The organism is Arthrobacter sp. N199823 (assembly GCF_002929705.1).
GTDB lineage: Bacteria > Actinomycetota > Actinomycetes > Actinomycetales > Micrococcaceae > Specibacter.
Window position 1 is genome coordinate 810253 of the sequence record NZ_PJIN01000001.1, and the last position, 17962, is coordinate 828214.

General features: G+C 60.7%; 17 protein-coding genes. 15 read left to right on the forward strand and 2 right to left on the reverse strand.

The window, feature by feature from the left end; genetic code table 11:
* Positions 1 to 3 precede the first annotated feature (3 nt).
* The 8 genes from CXQ93_RS03545 to CXQ93_RS03580 all read left to right on the forward strand — a co-directional run bounded on the left by CXQ93_RS03545 (position 4) and on the right by CXQ93_RS03580 (position 8988).
* Positions 4 to 492 carry a hypothetical protein gene (locus CXQ93_RS03545; protein WP_258068559.1) on the forward strand — a complete coding sequence of 163 codons (489 nt, stop codon included), beginning with the start codon at positions 4 to 6 and terminating at the stop codon, positions 490 to 492.
* A gap of 3 nt (positions 493 to 495) precedes the next feature.
* Positions 496 to 1287 carry an alpha/beta fold hydrolase gene (locus CXQ93_RS03550; RefSeq protein WP_104109054.1) on the forward strand — a complete coding sequence of 264 codons (792 nt, stop codon included), beginning with the start codon at positions 496 to 498 and terminating at the stop codon, positions 1285 to 1287.
* 124 nt (positions 1288 to 1411) lie between these two features.
* Entirely contained in the window at positions 1412 to 2317 is a 906-nt protein-coding gene (gene dapA / locus CXQ93_RS03555; RefSeq protein ID WP_104109055.1) for a 4-hydroxy-tetrahydrodipicolinate synthase, read from the forward strand.
* Positions 2318 to 2319: 2 nt separating this feature from the next.
* Positions 2320 to 4011: a ribonuclease J gene (locus CXQ93_RS03560; RefSeq protein ID WP_104109056.1), complete on the forward strand. Its 1692-nt coding sequence runs from the start codon at positions 2320 to 2322 to the stop codon at positions 4009 to 4011.
* Between the two features lie 253 nt (positions 4012 to 4264).
* Positions 4265 to 7183, forward strand: a complete 2919-nt coding sequence (locus CXQ93_RS03565; protein ID WP_104109057.1) for a DNA translocase FtsK — start codon at positions 4265 to 4267, stop codon at positions 7181 to 7183.
* A gap of 70 nt (positions 7184 to 7253) precedes the next feature.
* On the forward strand, positions 7254 to 7880 hold the full coding sequence (gene pgsA, locus CXQ93_RS03570) for a CDP-diacylglycerol--glycerol-3-phosphate 3-phosphatidyltransferase (protein WP_258068560.1): 627 nt from the start codon (positions 7254 to 7256) through the stop codon (positions 7878 to 7880).
* A gap of 9 nt (positions 7881 to 7889) precedes the next feature.
* Positions 7890 to 8402, forward strand: coding sequence for a CinA family protein (locus tag CXQ93_RS03575; RefSeq protein WP_104109059.1), 513 nt, complete (start codon positions 7890 to 7892; stop codon positions 8400 to 8402).
* 148 nt (positions 8403 to 8550) lie between these two features.
* Positions 8551 to 8988, forward strand: coding sequence for a helix-turn-helix domain-containing protein (locus CXQ93_RS03580; RefSeq protein ID WP_062290651.1), 438 nt, complete (start codon positions 8551 to 8553; stop codon positions 8986 to 8988).
* Positions 8989 to 9134: 146 nt separating this feature from the next.
* Here CXQ93_RS03580 and CXQ93_RS03585 read toward each other — a convergent pair whose 3' ends face one another.
* Complete coding sequence (locus CXQ93_RS03585) at positions 9135 to 9608, reverse strand: MarR family winged helix-turn-helix transcriptional regulator (protein ID WP_104109060.1); 474 nt, start codon at positions 9606 to 9608, stop codon at positions 9135 to 9137.
* 127 nt (positions 9609 to 9735) lie between these two features.
* Between CXQ93_RS03585 and CXQ93_RS03590 the strand changes: the two genes are divergently transcribed.
* The 7 genes from CXQ93_RS03590 to dapF all read left to right on the forward strand — a co-directional run bounded on the left by CXQ93_RS03590 (position 9736) and on the right by dapF (position 17217).
* The gene (locus tag CXQ93_RS03590) at positions 9736 to 9957 is read left to right on the forward strand and encodes a DUF3046 domain-containing protein (protein ID WP_062290645.1); all 222 of its coding nucleotides are present in this window, start codon (positions 9736 to 9738) and stop codon (positions 9955 to 9957) included.
* Between the two features lie 387 nt (positions 9958 to 10344).
* Positions 10345 to 11397 carry a recombinase RecA gene (gene recA, locus CXQ93_RS03595; RefSeq protein ID WP_104109061.1) on the forward strand — a complete coding sequence of 351 codons (1053 nt, stop codon included), beginning with the start codon at positions 10345 to 10347 and terminating at the stop codon, positions 11395 to 11397.
* 7 nt (positions 11398 to 11404) lie between these two features.
* Positions 11405 to 11932 carry a regulatory protein RecX gene (locus CXQ93_RS03600; protein ID WP_104109062.1) on the forward strand — a complete coding sequence of 176 codons (528 nt, stop codon included), beginning with the start codon at positions 11405 to 11407 and terminating at the stop codon, positions 11930 to 11932.
* Between the two features lie 78 nt (positions 11933 to 12010).
* Complete coding sequence (locus tag CXQ93_RS03605; RefSeq protein ID WP_256939647.1) at positions 12011 to 13357, forward strand: lytic transglycosylase domain-containing protein; 1347 nt, start codon at positions 12011 to 12013, stop codon at positions 13355 to 13357.
* A gap of 281 nt (positions 13358 to 13638) precedes the next feature.
* Positions 13639 to 15216, forward strand: a complete 1578-nt coding sequence (miaB, locus tag CXQ93_RS03610; protein WP_374953386.1) for a tRNA (N6-isopentenyl adenosine(37)-C2)-methylthiotransferase MiaB — start codon at positions 13639 to 13641, stop codon at positions 15214 to 15216.
* Between the two features lie 14 nt (positions 15217 to 15230).
* Positions 15231 to 16190 carry a tRNA (adenosine(37)-N6)-dimethylallyltransferase MiaA gene (miaA, locus tag CXQ93_RS03615; RefSeq protein ID WP_104109211.1) on the forward strand — a complete coding sequence of 320 codons (960 nt, stop codon included), beginning with the start codon at positions 15231 to 15233 and terminating at the stop codon, positions 16188 to 16190.
* Between the two features lie 94 nt (positions 16191 to 16284).
* Positions 16285 to 17217: a diaminopimelate epimerase gene (gene dapF / locus CXQ93_RS03620; protein WP_104109064.1), complete on the forward strand. Its 933-nt coding sequence runs from the start codon at positions 16285 to 16287 to the stop codon at positions 17215 to 17217.
* Positions 17218 to 17288: 71 nt separating this feature from the next.
* Here dapF and CXQ93_RS03625 read toward each other — a convergent pair whose 3' ends face one another.
* Positions 17289 to 17933, reverse strand: coding sequence for a class I SAM-dependent methyltransferase (locus tag CXQ93_RS03625; RefSeq protein ID WP_258068561.1), 645 nt, complete (start codon positions 17931 to 17933; stop codon positions 17289 to 17291).
* Between the last annotated feature and the right edge of the window lie 29 nt (positions 17934 to 17962).

The following is a 17962-nucleotide window of genomic DNA, read 5'->3' on the forward strand; positions in this document are numbered from 1 at the left end:
ACCATGGCAGAGACAGCAAATACCAGCGCGAAGGCACCGACAATGAAAATCTCCAAGACCAAGATCTGGGTGGCGTTGATCGCCCTGCTGCTGGTGTTTTACATGGTGGTCATGATGCAGCGAGCCGTCCTGCTGCTGGGTGACTCCGACTGGGTCGCCAAACTGATGGGTGCCGCCTACCTGGTTATTCCGTTCGTGGCAGCCTGGGCGCTGGTCGCCGAGATCATGTTCGGTGCGCGCACGGAGAAAATGGCCAGAATTTTGGAAGCCGAAGGTGGCTTGCCCGAGGACAAGCTGCCGCGCACGCCCGGCGGCCGCATTGTCCGGGCCGCCGCGGACGCAGAGTTTGAAAAGTACAAGCTCGAAGCCGAGGCTGCGCCGGAAGACTGGCGCTCCTGGTTCCGACTGTCCTGCGCCTACGATGCCGCCGGAGACCGCAAGCGCGCCCGCAAGTCCATGCGCGACGCCATCGCACTGTTCAAGCGGGCCTAAACGGTGCCTTTCGCCCATAACCCGGACGACGGCGTCGAACTCGCCTACGACGTGGTGGGGGAGGGCACACCCATCCTGCTGGTCCACGGCAGTGCGCTGAGCAAAGCCATTTGGCGCGGATTCGGCTACACCAAGGCGTTCCGCGATCAATATCAGATCATCACCATGGACCTGCGAGGGCACGGCCGCAGCTCCAAACCGCTCACCCCGGACGCGTACCGCATGGAGACGCTGGTGGCTGATGCCCTAGCCGTCCTGGACGCTGTGGATGCGCCGCAGGCCCACTACGGTGGCTATTCCGTGGGCGCCCGCATGGCCTTCTCACTTGCCGTCACGGCCCCGGAGCGGCTGCTCTCCATCACCTCGCTGGGCGGCGGCTACCACATTGAACCCGGCAGTATTGGGCGGCTGTTCTTTCCCGAGTACGACGGCGCCCTCGCCACGGGCGGCATGCCCGCTTTTGTCGATGGCTGGCAAGCGCGGATCGGGCGCCCGCTGGACGCCCAGACCAAGGCTGCCTTCCTTGCCAATGATGCCGGGGCTTTACGTGCCTACTTTGCTCAAACGCAGGCCGACGCCGCGGTTCCAGAGGACGCTCTGGCAGCCATCACCACCCCGGCTTTGCTGATGGCCGGCACCGCGGACACAGGGCGGCTCGCCGATTCCCAACGTGCTGCCAGCCTCATGGCTCACGCCCGCTTCGTGGAACTGCCCGGCCGCAATCACGGCAATACGCTCATCCCGGCACAACCCGTTCTGGATGAATGGCTGCCGTTCCTGGATTCCCTGCGTTAGGAATGCTTGAGGAAGCAGCGCCCGTAGGAAGTACGGCATGGGAGCTGCCAGTCGCTATGCCGTGTTGGTGTCATTGGCGGACAGCGTTGCGTGAAAACACCAAGTACCGGGTAACGTTTTAGCTATGTCTGCCTCAAAACTTTCACTTCGCCCGTTTGGAACCTTGGTGCCCGCAATGGTCACCCCTTTCACCGCCGATGGTGAGGTGGACTACAAGGCTGCCGGGGAACTGGCCAACAAGCTTGTGAACGACGGCTGCGACGGCATCCTCGTCACCGGTACGACGGGTGAAACATCCACCCTGACCGATGAAGAGAACCTGGGCATGTTCCAGGCTGTCATCGACGCCGTCGGTGGGCGCGCCCGCGTGATCGCCGGCACGGGAACCAACGACACCCGGCACTCGATCAGCCTGTCACAGCGTGCAGCCAAGTTGGCCATTGACGGCTTGCTCTTGGTGACCCCCTATTACAACAAGCCCAGCCAGGCCGGCATTCAGGCGCACTTTGAGGCCATTGCCAGCTCCACGGACCTTCCCGTGATGCTCTACGACATCCCCGGCCGCGCCGGTGTTCCCATCACCACCGAAACCATCATCAAGCTGGCCGATCACCCGCAGATCACTGCCTTGAAGGACGCCAAGGCAGACTTCACCGAGACCAGCCGAGTCCTGGCCAACACTGACCTCGATGTTTACTCGGGCGACGACGGACTGACGCTGCCGCTGATGTCTGCCGGCGCCGTCGGACTTGTCAGTGTGAGCGCCCATGTGGCGCCCCAACAGTTCCGTGCGCTCATTGATGCCGCCGCAGCCGGTGACTTTGTCACGGCCCGCGCCATTCACTTCGCGTTGGATCCGGTCATCCGGGCCACCATGGGCCATGTTCAGGGCGCCGTGGCCGTCAAACAAATTCTTAAGTGGCAGGGAATCCTGTCCAACTCGGTTGTTCGCTTGCCCCTCGTGGAGCCGAGCGAATCCGAGATCGCCATGATCAAGGCTGACCTTGCGGAAGCTGGAATGGAACTCTAAATATGACCACTATTGCGCAGCCGGGCCTTCGGACTCCTCCGGAATTAGCCCAGGGGACCCTGCGGATTGTGCCGCTAGGCGGCATCGGCGAGATTGGCCGGAACATGACCGTCTTTGAAATGGACGGCAAGCTCCTCATCGTTGACTGCGGCGTGCTCTTCCCCGAGGAAGATCAGCCCGGTGTTGATGTCATCCTGCCGGACTTCTCCTACATTAAGGACCGACTCGAGGACGTAGTGGGCGTGGTTCTCACCCACGGCCACGAGGACCACATTGGTGCTGTCCCGTACCTGTTGCGTCTGCGCAATGACATTCCGCTGATCGGCTCGCAGCTGACCCTGGCATTCGTTGAGGCGAAGCTCATGGAGCACCGCATCAAGCCGTACACGCTGAGCGTCAAAGAAGAGCAGGTTGAACAGCTCGGCCCGTTCCAGTGCGAGTTCATTGCCGTCAACCACTCCATCCCGGACGCGCTGGCCGTCTTTATCCGCACAGCGGGTGGCTCTGTGCTGCACACCGGCGACTTCAAGATGGACCAGCTGCCGCTCGATGGCCGCATCACCGACCTGCGCCACTTTGCCCGTTTGGGCGAAGAAGGCGTGGATCTGTTCTTAGTGGATTCCACCAACGCCGACGTCCCAGGCTTCACGACCAGTGAAGCCGAGATTGGACCCACCCTTGAGGTCCTGTTCGGCAAAGCGGACAAGCGCATCATTGTGGCAAGTTTCTCCTCCCATGTGCACCGCGTGCAGCAGGTCCTCAACGCCGCTGTCCTACACGGGCGCAAGGTAGCTTTTGTGGGCCGATCCATGGTTCGCAACATGGGTATCGCTGAAAAACTGGGCTACCTGCACGTACCGGCCGATGTTGTGGTGGATCTGAAGAACGTGGACACCCTGCCCGATAACCAGGTGGTCCTGATGTCCACCGGTTCGCAGGGCGAGCCCATGGCCGCGTTGTCACGCATGGCGAACGGGGACCATAAGATTTCTGTGGGAGACGGCGACACCGTGATCCTGGCGTCATCACTGATCCCGGGCAACGAAAATGCGGTGTTCCGGATCATCAATGGCCTCCTCAAGCGCGGGGCTGACGTGATTCACAAGGGCACCGCAAAGGTGCACGTCTCGGGGCACGCCGCTGCCGGTGAGCTGCTGTACTGCTACAACATTCTGACCCCCAAGAACGTTATGCCGGTGCACGGCGAGACTAGGCACCTGATCGCCAACGCCAAGATCGCCATCTCCTCCGGTGTGCCAGCAGAAAACGTGCTGCTCACCGAAGACGGCTCTGTGATCGATTTGCGCGACGGTGTGGCGCAGATTGTTGGCCAGGTGGAATGCGGCTTTGTCTACGTGGATGGTCAGAGCGTTGGCGAGATCACCGATGCCGATTTGAAGGATCGCCGTGTTTTGGGCGATGAGGGCTTCATTTCCATCATTACTGTGGTCAATCGCGCAACCGGCAAGATTGTCTCTGGCCCAGACATTCACGCCCGCGGCGTTGCCGAGGACGATTCCGTCTTTGACGAGATCAAGCCCAAGATCGCCGCAGCGCTGGAAGAAGCCGTCATGGCTAACACCGATCACACCGCCCACCAGCTCCAGCAAGTGGTGCGCCGGGTGATCGGCACGTGGGTCAACCGGAAGCTGCGCCGCCGCCCCATGATCATCCCGGTGGTCCTGGAGGCGTAGCCCGCAGCCACGCACTTTGCTTATACGCAGGCCACGCCCGGGCAGCTTGCGGCACTCTCATTGTGCCGCAACGCCACCGGTACGTCCTTGCGTATAAGCAAAGTGCAGTTTTTTTATACGCAGTGTGGTCCGCCTCAGCTGCGGATAATGCACGGAATGCTCGCAGCCCCGGTTCGTCATTGTGCCTGCCACCACGGCCTGTTCAGGGGTCAAATTCGCGTGATTGCGGGCTCTGGCAGGTACCGTTAGAACCATGGCGACTCGTTCTACCCCCGCCCGTCAGTCCTCCGGTCAGAAGGGCTCTGCCTCCGCGCGCGGCCCCAAGACCACGAAGATGCCGGTGCCCCGCAACAAATCTTCCGCTGCCGTGCCAGAGACGCATCTGGTGTGGCCTGTGCGCATGGCAGTGTCCTTCTGGCAAGGATTCGGTCATCTGGTAGGTGGCGCGATCCGACGCATGGGCACCGACAAGAGTCATATGGCAGCCGAGGAACGCCGCGACGGCTCTGGGCTGTTGTTCTTCCTGTTGGCCGTCCTCATTGCAACCTTCGAATGGTGGGGTTTGAGCGGTCCGGTGGCCGACGGTGTGCGTGGCGTCTTCCAGGGTACTTTTGGTTGGTTTGCAGCATTGCTGCCACCCATGTTCTTGATCTTCTCGGTGCTGGTGTTCCGCCAGCCCACCAACATGTCAACCAATAACCGGGTGGCTCTGGGTTTCGCCATCATGACAGTGGCAGGCTGTGCTCTGGCACATGTTGTGGCAGGGAACCCGGACATTGCCGGGGGTTTTGAAGCCCTCAGTGCTGCCGGCGGGATGGTGGGTGCGCTCAGTGGAAGCCTGGTTGCGAAACTGGGATCCATCACCGCAATTATTTTCTTCTCAATCGTGGCCTTTGCCAGTGTTCTGGTGCTGACCAACACTCCTGTGCGCCACATCCCGGATCGTCTGCGGGGGGTTTACGAAAAACTCATGGGCACCGCCCCGGCCACGGAACCGCGTGGTGACGGGCATGATCAGAGTTATCTCTACGAGCATGACGATCAGCCGCCGGCGAAGAAGCCACGCAGTCTGCGCGCCCGCCAGAAGGCGGCCAAGGACGCCGAGGAAGACGCAGATCTGCTGGGCATTGAAGCGTTCGATACCCCACTCATAGAGGGGGATGAAGACGGCAGCCAAGACTCGGCGTCGTCCGCCCCATCCCTTCGGCCAGGAGTCCGTCGGCCCACTCGCGATCAGCTCGCGGCAGATAAAATCAAGGCCCGCCAGGGACTGCCCACCTCCTCCGAGGTCTATGACGCGCAAAGCGGCAGCGAACCCATTACTGAGGCCATCGGGATCGTTTCCGATAACTCGCCACGGGATCCGCGCGCGGCGGTTGCCAACGCTGGGGGAGTGTACAACGTCGACGCTGCGGTGGCACGTGCCATTCCCGCCCCGCCGATGGCGCCGCCAACGCCCATCCCGGCACGATCGGAACAGCTCCAACTCTCGGGCGATGTCACCTATACGCTGCCTGATTCGGAATACTTGCCGGCGGGCCCTCCGGGCAAGGATGCCACGGCAGCCAATGACGCTGTGGTGGATGCGCTCACCAACACCTTGCAGCAATTCAATGTTGATGCTGCCGTCACCGGGTTCAGCCGTGGTCCCACCGTAACTCGCTACGAAATTGAGCTGGCACCGGGCACCAAGGTGGAGAAGGTAACGGCGCTGAGCAAGAACATCTCTTACGCAGTGGCCTCCTCCGACGTGCGCATCCTGAGCCCCATTCCGGGCAAGAGTGCCATTGGTATTGAGATCCCCAACGCCGATAAGGAAATTGTGGTCCTCGGCGATGTGCTGCGTTCGGCTAATGCCCGGCGCACCGAACACCCTATGGTCATGGGTGTGGGCAAGGATGTTGAGGGTGGCTTTGTGGTGGCCAACCTGGCCAAGATGCCGCACTTGCTGGTTGCCGGTGCCACGGGTGCTGGTAAGTCATCCTTTGTGAACTCCATGATCGTTTCCATCCTGATGCGCGCCACACCTGATGAGGTGCGCATGGTCATGGTGGATCCCAAGCGCGTGGAATTGACGGCGTACGAGGGTGTGCCGCACCTGATCACTCCCATCATCACCAATCCGAAGAAGGCAGCCGAGGCCCTGCAATGGGTGGTGCGGGAAATGGATACGCGCTACGACGATCTGGCCAACTTCGGCTTCAAGCACATTGACGAGTTCAACAAAGCTGTCAAGGCTGGCACCGTGCACCCGCCCGAAGGTTCCAAGCGAGTGGTGCGTCCCTACCCGTACCTGCTGGTCATTGTGGACGAGCTTGCCGACCTCATGATGGTGGCTCCGCGCGACGTGGAAGATTCCATTGTGCGTATCACCCAGCTGGCCCGCGCGGCCGGCATCCACTTGGTTCTCGCCACACAGCGTCCTTCAGTGGATGTGGTGACGGGTCTGATCAAGGCGAACGTGCCCTCGCGTATGGCGTTTGCCACCTCCTCGGTCACCGACTCCCGCGTGGTCTTGGATCAGCCCGGTGCTGAGAAGCTGCTGGGTCAGGGTGACGCCTTGTTCCTGCCTATGGGTAAATCAAAGCCTGTCCGTGTGCAGGGCGCCTGGGTTACTGAGGCTGAAATTAAGGCAGTGGTGGATCACGTCAAGGGCCAGCTCAAGGCCACCTACCGCGACGTTATTGCCGTGGATGCACCCAAGAAGGTCATCGAGGATGACATTGGTGATGACATGGATCTGCTGCTTCAGGCTACCGAACTGGTGGTCACCACGCAGTTCGGCTCCACGTCCATGCTGCAGCGCAAGCTCCGCGTGGGATTTGCCAAGGCTGGCCGCCTCATGGACCTGCTGGAGTCCCGTGGCGTGGTGGGTCCCTCAGAAGGTTCCAAGGCCCGCGATGTGCTCGTCAAGCCGGACGATCTCGCCGAAACCCTTGCCGCCATCCGCGGTGACGGCCCGGTTAGCGCGGAGCCCGGAGCAGAGCCTGGAGCAGCGCCTGTTGCGTCCGATCCCATGACCGCGGCATTGGCCGAGAACGCCAATGCCAACCATGGCTGGGGCGGGGATCTGGTGGCCGATGATTTGGCCAGCCGCCCGCAGGCAGTGGAGTACAACGACGGTGATGATGACGAAGGTGGCGAGGACGCATGGTCTTTGACCGGACGCTAGGTCACCTAGCAGCAACTGCCGTACTGGCGGAAAATGCTACGCCAGCCCACTTTGCCGTTAGCCTTGCACTGTGAGTGAAACGGTGGCGCCGCGCCCTTCGAATTGGAATCTTCCCAACGCTTTAACGTTATTCCGCATTGTGATGGTCCCCTTCTTTGTGTGGGCCTTCATCGCCGACGGCGGTCACTACGGACCTCTGCGTTGGCTGGCGGTGGGTTTGTTTGTTGTTGCCATTTACACTGACAAGCTCGACGGCGACATCGCCCGGGCGCGTGGGCTGATCACGAGTTTTGGCAAGATTGCTGATCCCATTGCCGATAAGTTGCTGATTGGTTCGGCCCTCATCATGCTCTCTGCAGTGGGCGAGCTGTGGTGGTGGGTGACCATTGTCATGCTGGTGCGTGAAATTGGTATTACCCTACTGCGCTTTGTGGTGATCCGATACGGCGTCATGGCCGCTTCCAAGGGCGGCAAGCTCAAGACTGTGCTGCAGACTGTGGCCATCTTCTTCTACCTTTTGCCCGTTACCCCGGCCAATGACTTGCTGAGCATTCTGGCATTGGTAGTCATGTTGGTGGCACTGGCCGTCACTGTTGTCACCGGAGTGGACTACGTTCTCAAGGCCGGGCAACTGGTCCGGTCCGGGCGCGGCAATAGCGGGACTACTGGCTCCGGCCGGAACGCGCCACAGGGCTAAGAGCACCTCATGGACGCTACGATTTCTCTGCTCGGGTCCAGTAGTTTGAGCTCGCTGGTGGCTGACGCCATTGCGAAAAACGTCACAGTAGGCACAGCCGAATCGCTGACAGCGGGCATGGTGGCTGCAACAATTGCAGAAATTTCCGGTGCCTCGGCCACGCTGCAAGGCGGTGTGATCGCCTACCAGAACTCGGTCAAGGAGAAGCTGCTGGGAGTTTCCGCGGCCCTGTTGGCCACCAAGGGAGCAGTAGACCCAGAGGTGGCCCGCGCCATGGCCCTGGGAGTATGTGCTGCAGTGGGCGCGCGGCTTGGAATCGCCACGACCGGCGTGGCAGGCCCTGATGCCCACCAAGGAAAACCAGTTGGCTTGGTTTACATTGGAGTGGCCCTTGACGGCGTGGCCACAGCCCAAGAGTTCCACTTTGACGGTGACCGGGAAGCCATCCGGGTGCAAGCCACGCAAGCTGCCTTGGCCCTGTTGGCAGCAACTGTCAAAGATGCTCGGGAACAAAAGTTGTAACAAGATAGTTAGTCATGATGAACGCTAAATGCTTCCTTTCCCTCTAGGATAGGAACACCAAGCGGGCAAAGCGGCTTCCAGTGAATTTTTCACCGGGAAACGCAAACCTTTGAACTGCAGTGATTAATCTAGGAGTTAGGCGATACCGATGGTGAAACAACCCGTATCCGTAAACGGCGTGGTGCGCTGGCGGGATGTGGGTTTGGCGGACGCAAAACCACATCAGCAGAAGGAACGCAAAATGGTGGTACTACGCCACGAAATTGGCGACGTTCTGCGAGATGTACGTCAACGTCAAGGCCGCACTCTCCGCGAAGTCTCACACAATGCACGAGTCTCTCTGGGCTATCTCAGTGAAGTCGAGCGCGGGCAAAAGGAAGCATCTTCAGAGCTGTTGTCTTCCATTTGTTCAGCCCTAGACGTTCCATTGTCAATTATGCTCCGTGAAGTGAGCGACCGTCTGGCCATCGCCGAAGGCGTGGCTGTCCCGGACACTGTTCCCCAGGAATTCGCCGCACGTTATGGCAGAGACCTGAACGAGGAACTCTCCGACGAACTTAATAAAGGCTTGATGTCCAACGTCTAACAGGCTTTGAGCGCCCGTAGTCAGTGGAGCGACAAAGCCAGCTTGAAAACTGAGCATCAAAAACCGGCTCTACCTTTGAGGTGGGGCCGGTTTTTCATGAGCAATTCTTGGTTCAACGCTGGTTCAGTCTCGTGGTCTGCGTCGGTTCAGCGGCCCAAGTCGGTATTCAGCTTGGCCAGCAACCTGGCTAGATCGGCGAGTTCATTTTCGTCCCAACCGGCAAACCGCTCATGGAAGGCACGCTGCCGCCCGGAATTAATCGAGTTCAGCTTCGCAAGGCCCGCGGGAGTCAAGTTAATGACTTGGGCCCGGCCGTCCTTCGGGTGTTCTTCCTTGGCCACCAGACCCAAGGAAAGCAGGACAGCAATCTGACGGCTGACCGTTGGCTTGCCAACGCCAACCCGCCGAGCAAGATCCGTCAAACGCATGCCGCCTTGGTGCATCAGGATATTCAGCAGTCCGTAAGCGGCCGGCTCTAAATCTGGGTGTACCTCATTGGTGAGTTGGTGGTTGATGGCTCTGGCCCGGCGCCAGAGAAGGCTCAAATGGCTGTCTAGTAGTTCAATGGCAGCGACCTTGGTGCTACTCGTTGTAATGCCGTGTGCGGCAGGACTTGTCATGCATCAATTCTAAGGGTGGCTTCCTAGGCCGGCTGCTCTTGCCGGCGTCCTGTGCCATCTGCTGCTCGTGCCATCCTTGGCCTGGTCCGAGGCCAGCTCAGTGATGATCTCATGCGAGAATAGTTGAGTGAGAGTTAGCGAATTTTGGCGATTGATGGATGATGAATTCAGCCCCTCCTATTCACGGGTTCTAGCCCGGGATCTGGTCTTGGCCGGAGTGGGGGGAAACACTGCGAGCGATGCCTTGCGTGCCGGTTTCGACCCCAAGGAGATCTGGCACGAGGTGTGCAAGGTCCAAGATGTGCCGCCATCCCGGTGGCTCGGGCGGGACATTGAGCCCAAGAACTAGCCACTCAACTGAGCTGGACCCTTCTAGCGGTCTGTTCTAGCTTCGACGACACGCCGTGAAATGTTCGAATATTTATTCGATATTCCCTATACTGGCTTGAGAGTTGAATTGTGGAGGAATGAAAAGTTCTCCACAATTTTGGGTCCAACGCCTTGGCGGTGGCAGACAATGTCAGACCCTTGAACTAGCGTTTTAAGTATGAAGACGAACCAGCGGGTTCGCCGTAGCTCGCTAGAAGCTGGGAAACCGGTGACTAACACAAAGTGCTCGGGCACTTCAGTACAGCATTTCAGTAAGCACTGACCGCATTAACCACAGACCGTGGATCGCGCCCATCGCGCAGGACATGGGGCCGGAAACGGCGCAAAGGAAAGACCGAGGTGAATCATGGCCGCTCCCGCAGACCGTGACAAAGCGCTGGCAGCAGCATTGGCCCAAATTGACAAGCAATTTGGCAAGGGCTCAGTCATGCGCTTGGGTGATGATGTTCGGGCACCCATTGAAGTGATCCCTACCGGATCCATCGCCTTGGACGTGGCTCTGGGCATAGGCGGCCTGCCCCGCGGGCGTGTCGTTGAAATCTACGGGCCTGAATCATCTGGTAAGACAACACTGGCCCTGCACGCCGTGGCCAGTGCCCAGAAGCTCGGCGGGCTTGCAGCGTTCATTGATGCTGAGCACGCACTTGACCCGGAGTACGCAGCAAAGCTCGGTGTCGACACCGACGCGCTCCTCGTCTCACAGCCGGACACCGGTGAGCAGGCCCTGGAAATCATGGACATGCTCATTGGCTCCGGATCGCTGGATGTCATTGTCATTGACTCCGTCGCCGCGTTGGTGCCGCGCGCGGAAATTGAAGGTGACATGGGTGACAGTCACGTTGGTCTCCAGGCCAGGCTCATGAGCCAGGCTCTGCGTAAGATCACCGGACGCCTGAGCCAGACCAAGACCACCGCCATTTTCATCAACCAGTTGCGTGAAAAGATCGGTGTGTTCTTCGGCAGCCCGGAAACCACCACCGGTGGTAAGGCCTTGAAGTTCTACGCGTCCGTCCGCCTGGATATCCGCCGGATCCAGACCTTGAAGGAAGGCGCGGATGCAGTCGGTAACCGCACCAAGGTCAAGGTCGTCAAGAACAAGATGGCCCCGCCCTTCAAGATCGCAGAATTCGACATCATTTATGGTGTGGGCATTTCGCGTGAAGGCGGCATCATCGACATGGGTGTGGAACACGGCATCGTCCGCAAATCCGGTTCCTGGTACACCTATGACGGCGATCAGCTGGGCCAGGGCATGGAGAATTCCCGCCGCTTCCTCAAGGACAACCCCGAGCTGACCGATGAACTGGAGCGGTTGATCAAGGCCAAGTTGGGCGTCGGCGTCATTGCTGAGGCTCCGGCTGAAGCTGCTCCCAAGCTCAAGGCTGTGGACGGCTTCTAGGGCACCCATGAATACCGCACGTCGAGGGCAGGAACTGGACCCTGACGCCAACCCGGCGTCAGTGGCCAGAGCCATCGTGCTACGCCAATTGACGCACTCTCCCAAGAGTCGCTTTCAGCTAAGTCAAAAACTGGCCGAACGTAACATTCCCGAGGATGTTGCCGAGGCAGTACTGGACCGCTTCGAGGTGGTCAAGCTCATCGACGATGCCGAATTCGCTCAGGAGTGGGTCCGCTGCAGGTCACTGTACAAATCGCTGGCCCGCGGTGCCTTGCGTCGCGAGCTAGCCGAGAAAGGCATTTCCGAGGACCTCATCGAGGATGCCTTGGCCCAGGTTGACGACGCTACGGAGCGGGATCAAGCCAAAGATCTGGTCTTGCGTAAGGTCCGTCCATCCATGAACTTAGGGGACCGGTCAGAACGCGATAAGTACACTCGCCGGTGGGTAGCCATGCTGGCTAGGAAAGGCTTCAACCCGTCCTTGGCGTTTGGGATCGTTGGAGACGTTATCGACGAAAGTCTCATGGGAGACTGAGCCGAGAATCTAATGCAGGACGGTGTTTCGATGCCCTTTTCTGCATGAATTCGGCTGTACCCGCTATGCTGACGGCATATGCACACTCAACTTCAGCCCCTGAGTAAATTCCTTGCCGCCACCATGACGGCAGGGATTTTCCTCGTCTGTGGCATGAGCGCCGGGCCGGCACTGGCCCAGGATGCGCCGCCGTCGGGCTTCCCAACATGGGCGGAAGTCCAAGCTGCCAAGGGCAACGCCGCTGCCACGGCCGCCGCAGTGTCCAAGATTGGACACCTGCTGGACTCCTTGGAAAGTGAAGCGGGCACCTTGGGCACTGCTGCCGTACAGGCCGGTACCACCTACGCTCTGACGGAACGCAAACTCGATGCCGCCGCGGCAGAGGTGAGCGTGTTGAATGAGCAGGCCAACCGTGCTGCTGATCAGGCCGCCAAGAACAAAAAGGATGCCGTCGCCGTCGCCGTGCAGAGCTACAAAAACGGAGGCACCGATTTCGGCCTTTTTGCCACCTTGGCTGAACTGGATACGCCAGAAAGCCTCAACGGAGTAGAGCTGATGCAACAGGTGGGGGAGCAGGCGGCACTTAAGCAGGCCAAAGCTACGCAATCGCAAAAAGCAGCAACCGCACTGGAGCAAACACGCCAAGCAGCCCAGGCCGCCCAAGCGCAGCTGACCTCCGAAGCGCTGGTGGACAGGGACGCTGCTGTGTCGGCCCAGACGGCCGTGGTGACTGCGCTTGACGCTAAGAAGGAACAGAGCGCCACGCTGACCGCACAGCTAGCCACCCTCAACAACACCTCCGCAGCCAAGGAAGCACAGTATCGGCAGGGCCAAGAAGCGCTGGCCGCTTACAACGAGGCCCAGGAAGCCAAGCGCCGTGCCGCCGAAGTTGCGCGCCAGGCCGAAGCCAAGCGCCTGGCCGAGGAGCAAGCTGCAGCGCAAGATCAGGCTCAACAACAAAAGCCTGCAATCCCCAACCCGGCGCCCAATCCGGGTAACCCAAATCCGGCGCCTGCCCCGGTACCGGAGCCTGTCACTCCGCCTGCGGAACCAGCACCTGGAGGCGGCTTCATTCCTGTTGAAGTGCTGCTGCCCAACATCCCTGGCGGAGCAGTCAATGACCCTGCAGGAGCCAAAGCTTACGCAGCCTCTCAAATGGCTGCCAATGGCTGGGCGCAGAGCGAATTTCAGTGTCTGAACCAGTTGTGGGAGCGTGAATCCAACTGGCTGACCAACGCCACCAATCCCTCCAGCGGGGCCTACGGAATCGCCCAGTCGCTGCCCCCGGGCAAATATGCATCCGCCGGATCAGACTGGCTGACCAATTACCGAACTCAAATTAATTGGGGTCTGGGCTACATGAAGAACCGATACGGATCACCGTGCGGTGCCTGGAACCACTCACAGAGCGTGGGCTGGTACTAGTCCCCACGCCCTCCCAAAGCTCGTGCCTCGCTTCGGGTCCCTCGGGCGCGTGGGCCCAACCGGTGGTTGGCGAGCGGCGGCCCATCCACGCCCTCCCAAAGCTCGTGCCTCGCTTCGGGTCCCTCGGGCGCGTGGGCCCAATCGGTGGTTGGCGAGCTGGGGCCCATCCACGCCCTCCCCACCCCGTTCCAAAGTTCGGGAGCCCGGGCCCACGCCCTCCCGCCAGCCGGACCGTTTAGCCGATCCATGACCGTTGGTCTTAAGCTTGATGGGTGAGCCTGATCCCAGACATCGTTGATTTTTCCACGAGCCCAGCCAGCCCTGTAAGCCCCAGTACCCATCCCCGCACCTATCAGGTGCGCACGTATGGCTGTCAGATGAACGTCCACGACTCGGAGCGCATGGCCGGGCTCCTGGAAACAGCCGGGATGGTGGCCGTCGAAGAAGCTGGCCCCGCCCGTATTGTGGACGCCAATGGCGACGCCGTCCCAGACGTGGTTGTTTTCAACACCTGTGCCGTTCGTGAAAACGCTGACAACAAGCTGTACGGCAACCTCGGCATGCTCGCACACATCAAGGAAACTAACCCCGGCATGCAGATTGCCGTCGGCGGGTGCCTGGCCCAAAAAGACCGTGACACCATTCAAAAACGTGCTCCTTGGGTGGATGTGGTTTTCGGTACCCACAATGTGGGAGCCCTCCCGGTCCTGCTGGAGCGCGCCCGTCACAACGCCGACGCCCAGATGGAAATTCTGGAGTCTTTGGAAGTCTTCCCCTCCACGCTCCCCACGAAGCGCGATTCGGTGTACTCCGGATGGGTCAGTATCTCCGTGGGCTGCAACAACACCTGCACCTTCTGCATTGTCCCGTCGCTGCGCGGCAAGGAGCGTGATCGCCGTCCCGGTGAAATCTTGGCTGAAATCCAGGCGCTAGTGGACGACGGCGTCATCGAGATTACGCTGTTGGGACAAAACGTCAACTCCTACGGCGTGGAATTTGGCGACAAGCTGGCCTTCGGCAAGCTTCTGCGCGCTTGCGGGCAAATCAAGGGTCTGGAACGGCTCCGCTTCACCAGCCCGCACCCGGCCGCGTTCACCGACGATGTCATTGACGCCATGGCCGCCACCCCCAACGTCATGCCACAGCTTCACATGCCACTGCAGTCCGGCTCGGATAAAGTCCTCAGGGACATGCGCCGCTCCTACCGTTCTGCCAAGTTCCTGGGCATTCTCGATAAGGTGCGCCAGCAAATCCCGAACGCATCATTCTCCACTGACATCATTGTCGGCTTCCCGGGCGAGACCGAGGAAGATTTTCAGGCCACGCTCGACGTCGTTGAAAAGTCACGCTTTGCCACCGCCTTCACCTACCAGTATTCCAAGCGACCCGGCACGCCTGCTGCGGACTTGCCTGATCAGTTGCCCAAGGAAGTGGTCCAGGAACGCTTCTTGCGCCTGACCGCCCTCCAAGACAGGATTTGTGCGGAAGAAAACGCCCTGCAGATTGGTACAAAGGTGGAGGTTATGGTGACAGCCGCATCGGGCCGTAAGGCCGCCGAAACGAACCGCCTGTCAGGGCGTGCCCGCGATCAGCGGCTTGTCCACTTCAGTGTTCCTGAGGGAGCCCCGGCTCCGCGCCCCGGCGATCTGGTCACCGTCACCATCACCGACTCCGCTGCCTTCCATCTCGTGGCGGACCCTGACTTGGCCGACTACCAGCTCCGCCCTTCCCGCGCGGGGGATGCCTGGGATCTGGCCCAGGCAGACTCCTGTGGCGTGCCCGCTGCCCCAGGAACCTCCGACGGCGCTCGGCCGGCAGTCAGCCTGGGCATGCCGACGCTTCCGGTTCGGTCAGCGTGACCGCCGAGCGGAGTATCCCCGGAGCAAACAGCACAGCAGAGCGTGACGGCGAACATGCGCAGACCCTTCCTTTGGTGGCCATTGTTGGCCCTACGGGATCGGGAAAATCGGAATTGGCACTGACTCTGGCGGCGCGCTTCAACGGTGAGGCCATCAACGCTGATTCGATGCAGTTCTATCGGGGCATGGACATCGGTACAGCCAAGCTCCCGCTCGCACAGAGGCGCGGGATCAAACATCACCTGATGGACTTCCTTAGCGTCAAGGAGGACACCACTGTGGCTGCCTTCCAGCAGCTGGCCCGGGACGCCATTGCGGATATCCGCTCCCGAGGCAAGCTGCCCATCCTGGTGGGCGGTTCCGGACTCTACAACCGGGCAGCCATTGACATTCTGGAATTCCCCGGCACCGACCCAGATGTCAGGGCCGCCCTGGAACGCGAATTGGAGGAGGACGGCCTCTCGGTGCTCCTGCAGCGCCTCCATGAGGTAGACCCCGTCTCCGCTGCCCGTATCAATGACGGCAAGCGTGTGGTCCGAGCCCTTGAGGTCCACGCGCTCACGGGACGCCCCTTCAGTTCCTTCATGCCGGAACGTGAGTATGTGAGCCCCACCGTGCAGATCGGACTCAACGGCGACCGAGCCCAATTACACCAGCGGCTGGAAACTCGGGTTCACACCATGGTGGAAGCCGGCCTGCTCGACGAAGTGAAAGCCCTCATCCCGGAGGGACTGCGGGAGGGCCGCACCGCCCACAAGGCACTGGGCTACCAGCAGTTCCTCCGCGTCCTTGACGGAGAGTCAACCGTGGAACAAGCCAGTGAGGAGACCATTGTGGCTACCCGCCAGTTTGCGCGCCGTCAGCTCACCTGGTTCCGGGCTGACCCGCGCATCAAATGGCTTGACTGGTCCCAAAAAGACCTCGGCGAGGCGGCAGCGGCACATGTTACAGCCGCCAGCCAGCCTGCAGTCTAAGAGAACCACGGACCCCAAGCACCACAGCCTGGGCGAGCCGCGCTCAAAAACTTCGGATGACGGCGTCGTGCGTGAGGTGCTTTAGTCTTAATCCATGACTACGCTTTCCACTTCCCTGACAGGCATGCGCTTTGGAAAAGGCCACGGCACCGGCAACGACTTTGTGCTGGTGGCCGACCCTCAAGGTGAGCGCGAGCTGACGCCGGAACAGGTTGCCAGGCTGTGCGATAGGCGCCGCGGACTTGGTGCAGACGGCCTGATCAGGGCCGTAAAGTCCCGGCATATTCCTGAGGGTACGGCGCTTCTGGAAGAAAATCCGGACGCCGAATGGTTCATGGATTACTACAATGGTGACGGCACTATCTCGGAGATGTGCGGCAACGGTGTGCGCGTGTTTGTCCACTTTCTGGTGACGCAGGGACTCGTCGAGTTGGGTGCCGGCGAAGAGCTGGTCATCGGTACCCGAGCGGGCGTCAAGGTGGTGGCGCGCACCGCCGCCGGGTACCGGGTAGACATGGGCCCGTGGGCCTTCATTCACCCCGAGCAGGCCCCGAGCGGCAGCGATGCGCTCGTGGAAGCGTCCGGGATCGACGTGGCCCGCCCCGCGCTGTCCATCACTATGGGCAACCCGCACACTGTGGTGGCGCTGGCCGATCTGGACGAACTGGCCCACATCAACCTCACTGTGGCCCCAACCGTCACCCCTGAGCCCCCGTACGGGACCAATGTTGAGTTTGCGGTGCCCGCGGATCCTTTGGTGATGGACGACGTCGGACACATCAGCATGCGCGTCCACGAGCGTGGCGTGGGGGAGACTCTTTCCTGCGGGACAGGTGCCGGTGCCGCCGCTGCCGCCACCCGTTTCTGGGCAGGTAGTGCGGCCCCGGACATCTGGGCCGTGGCTGTTCCGGGCGGTGTGGTGGGCGTACGTTTCTTTGTCGGCCCCAGCGGTCGTGAGCACGTGGAACTGAGCGGTCCCGCCGTCATGGTGGCTGAAGGCGTCTTGGCCGACGGGCTGAGTGCCTAGACCCCTGCTCATTCACTGGCGATAACCTCTCAGTGCCGAGAGCTTGGGGCCGAGAACTTCGGGCTTGGAACTTAGGGCTTGGTGCGGGTGACCTTCAGAATCCTGAAGGCTTTGTTCGTGGAATCTCGGGCTACGGTGAAGCCAGCGTCGGGGAACTGCTCGGTGAGCTCTGCGCTCAGCCAGCGCTGGAGCGAATCCGAGCCCAAGTTTTTTTGCACCACGAGGTAGGCCGCGCCGTTGTGGGCCAGGCGCGGCAGCCACATGAGCAGGATTGAGTGCAGCTCGGCCTTGCCCACGCGGATGGGCGGGTTGGACCAAATCGTGTCGAAGCGCTGGTCCGCAGGAACGGCCTCGGGAGTTGACGCTTTGACGTTATCCAGACCCAGCTCCTTGGCGTTGTCCTGGGTCAGCTCGATGGAGCGCTCATTGACGTCCACGGCGTACACCGTTGCGGCGGGGGAGCGCAGCGCCAGCGTCAAGGCAATCGGCCCCCAGCCGCAGCCAATATCCAAGAGGTTGCCCGTGGTGGCCGGCGGCGGCGCTTCGTTGAGCAAGATGATGGTGCCTTTGTCCACGCCGTCGGGGCTGAAGATGCCCCCGGCCGTGTGAAGATTGCGCTCCTCCCCGGCCAAAACTACGCGAAGTGGCCGGCGTTTCATCGGCGTGGACGGTTGTGAACTGAAATAGTGATCTGCACCCTGAGTACCCATAGTCATGCCAGATTAGTGCCCAAGGACCGCTTTGT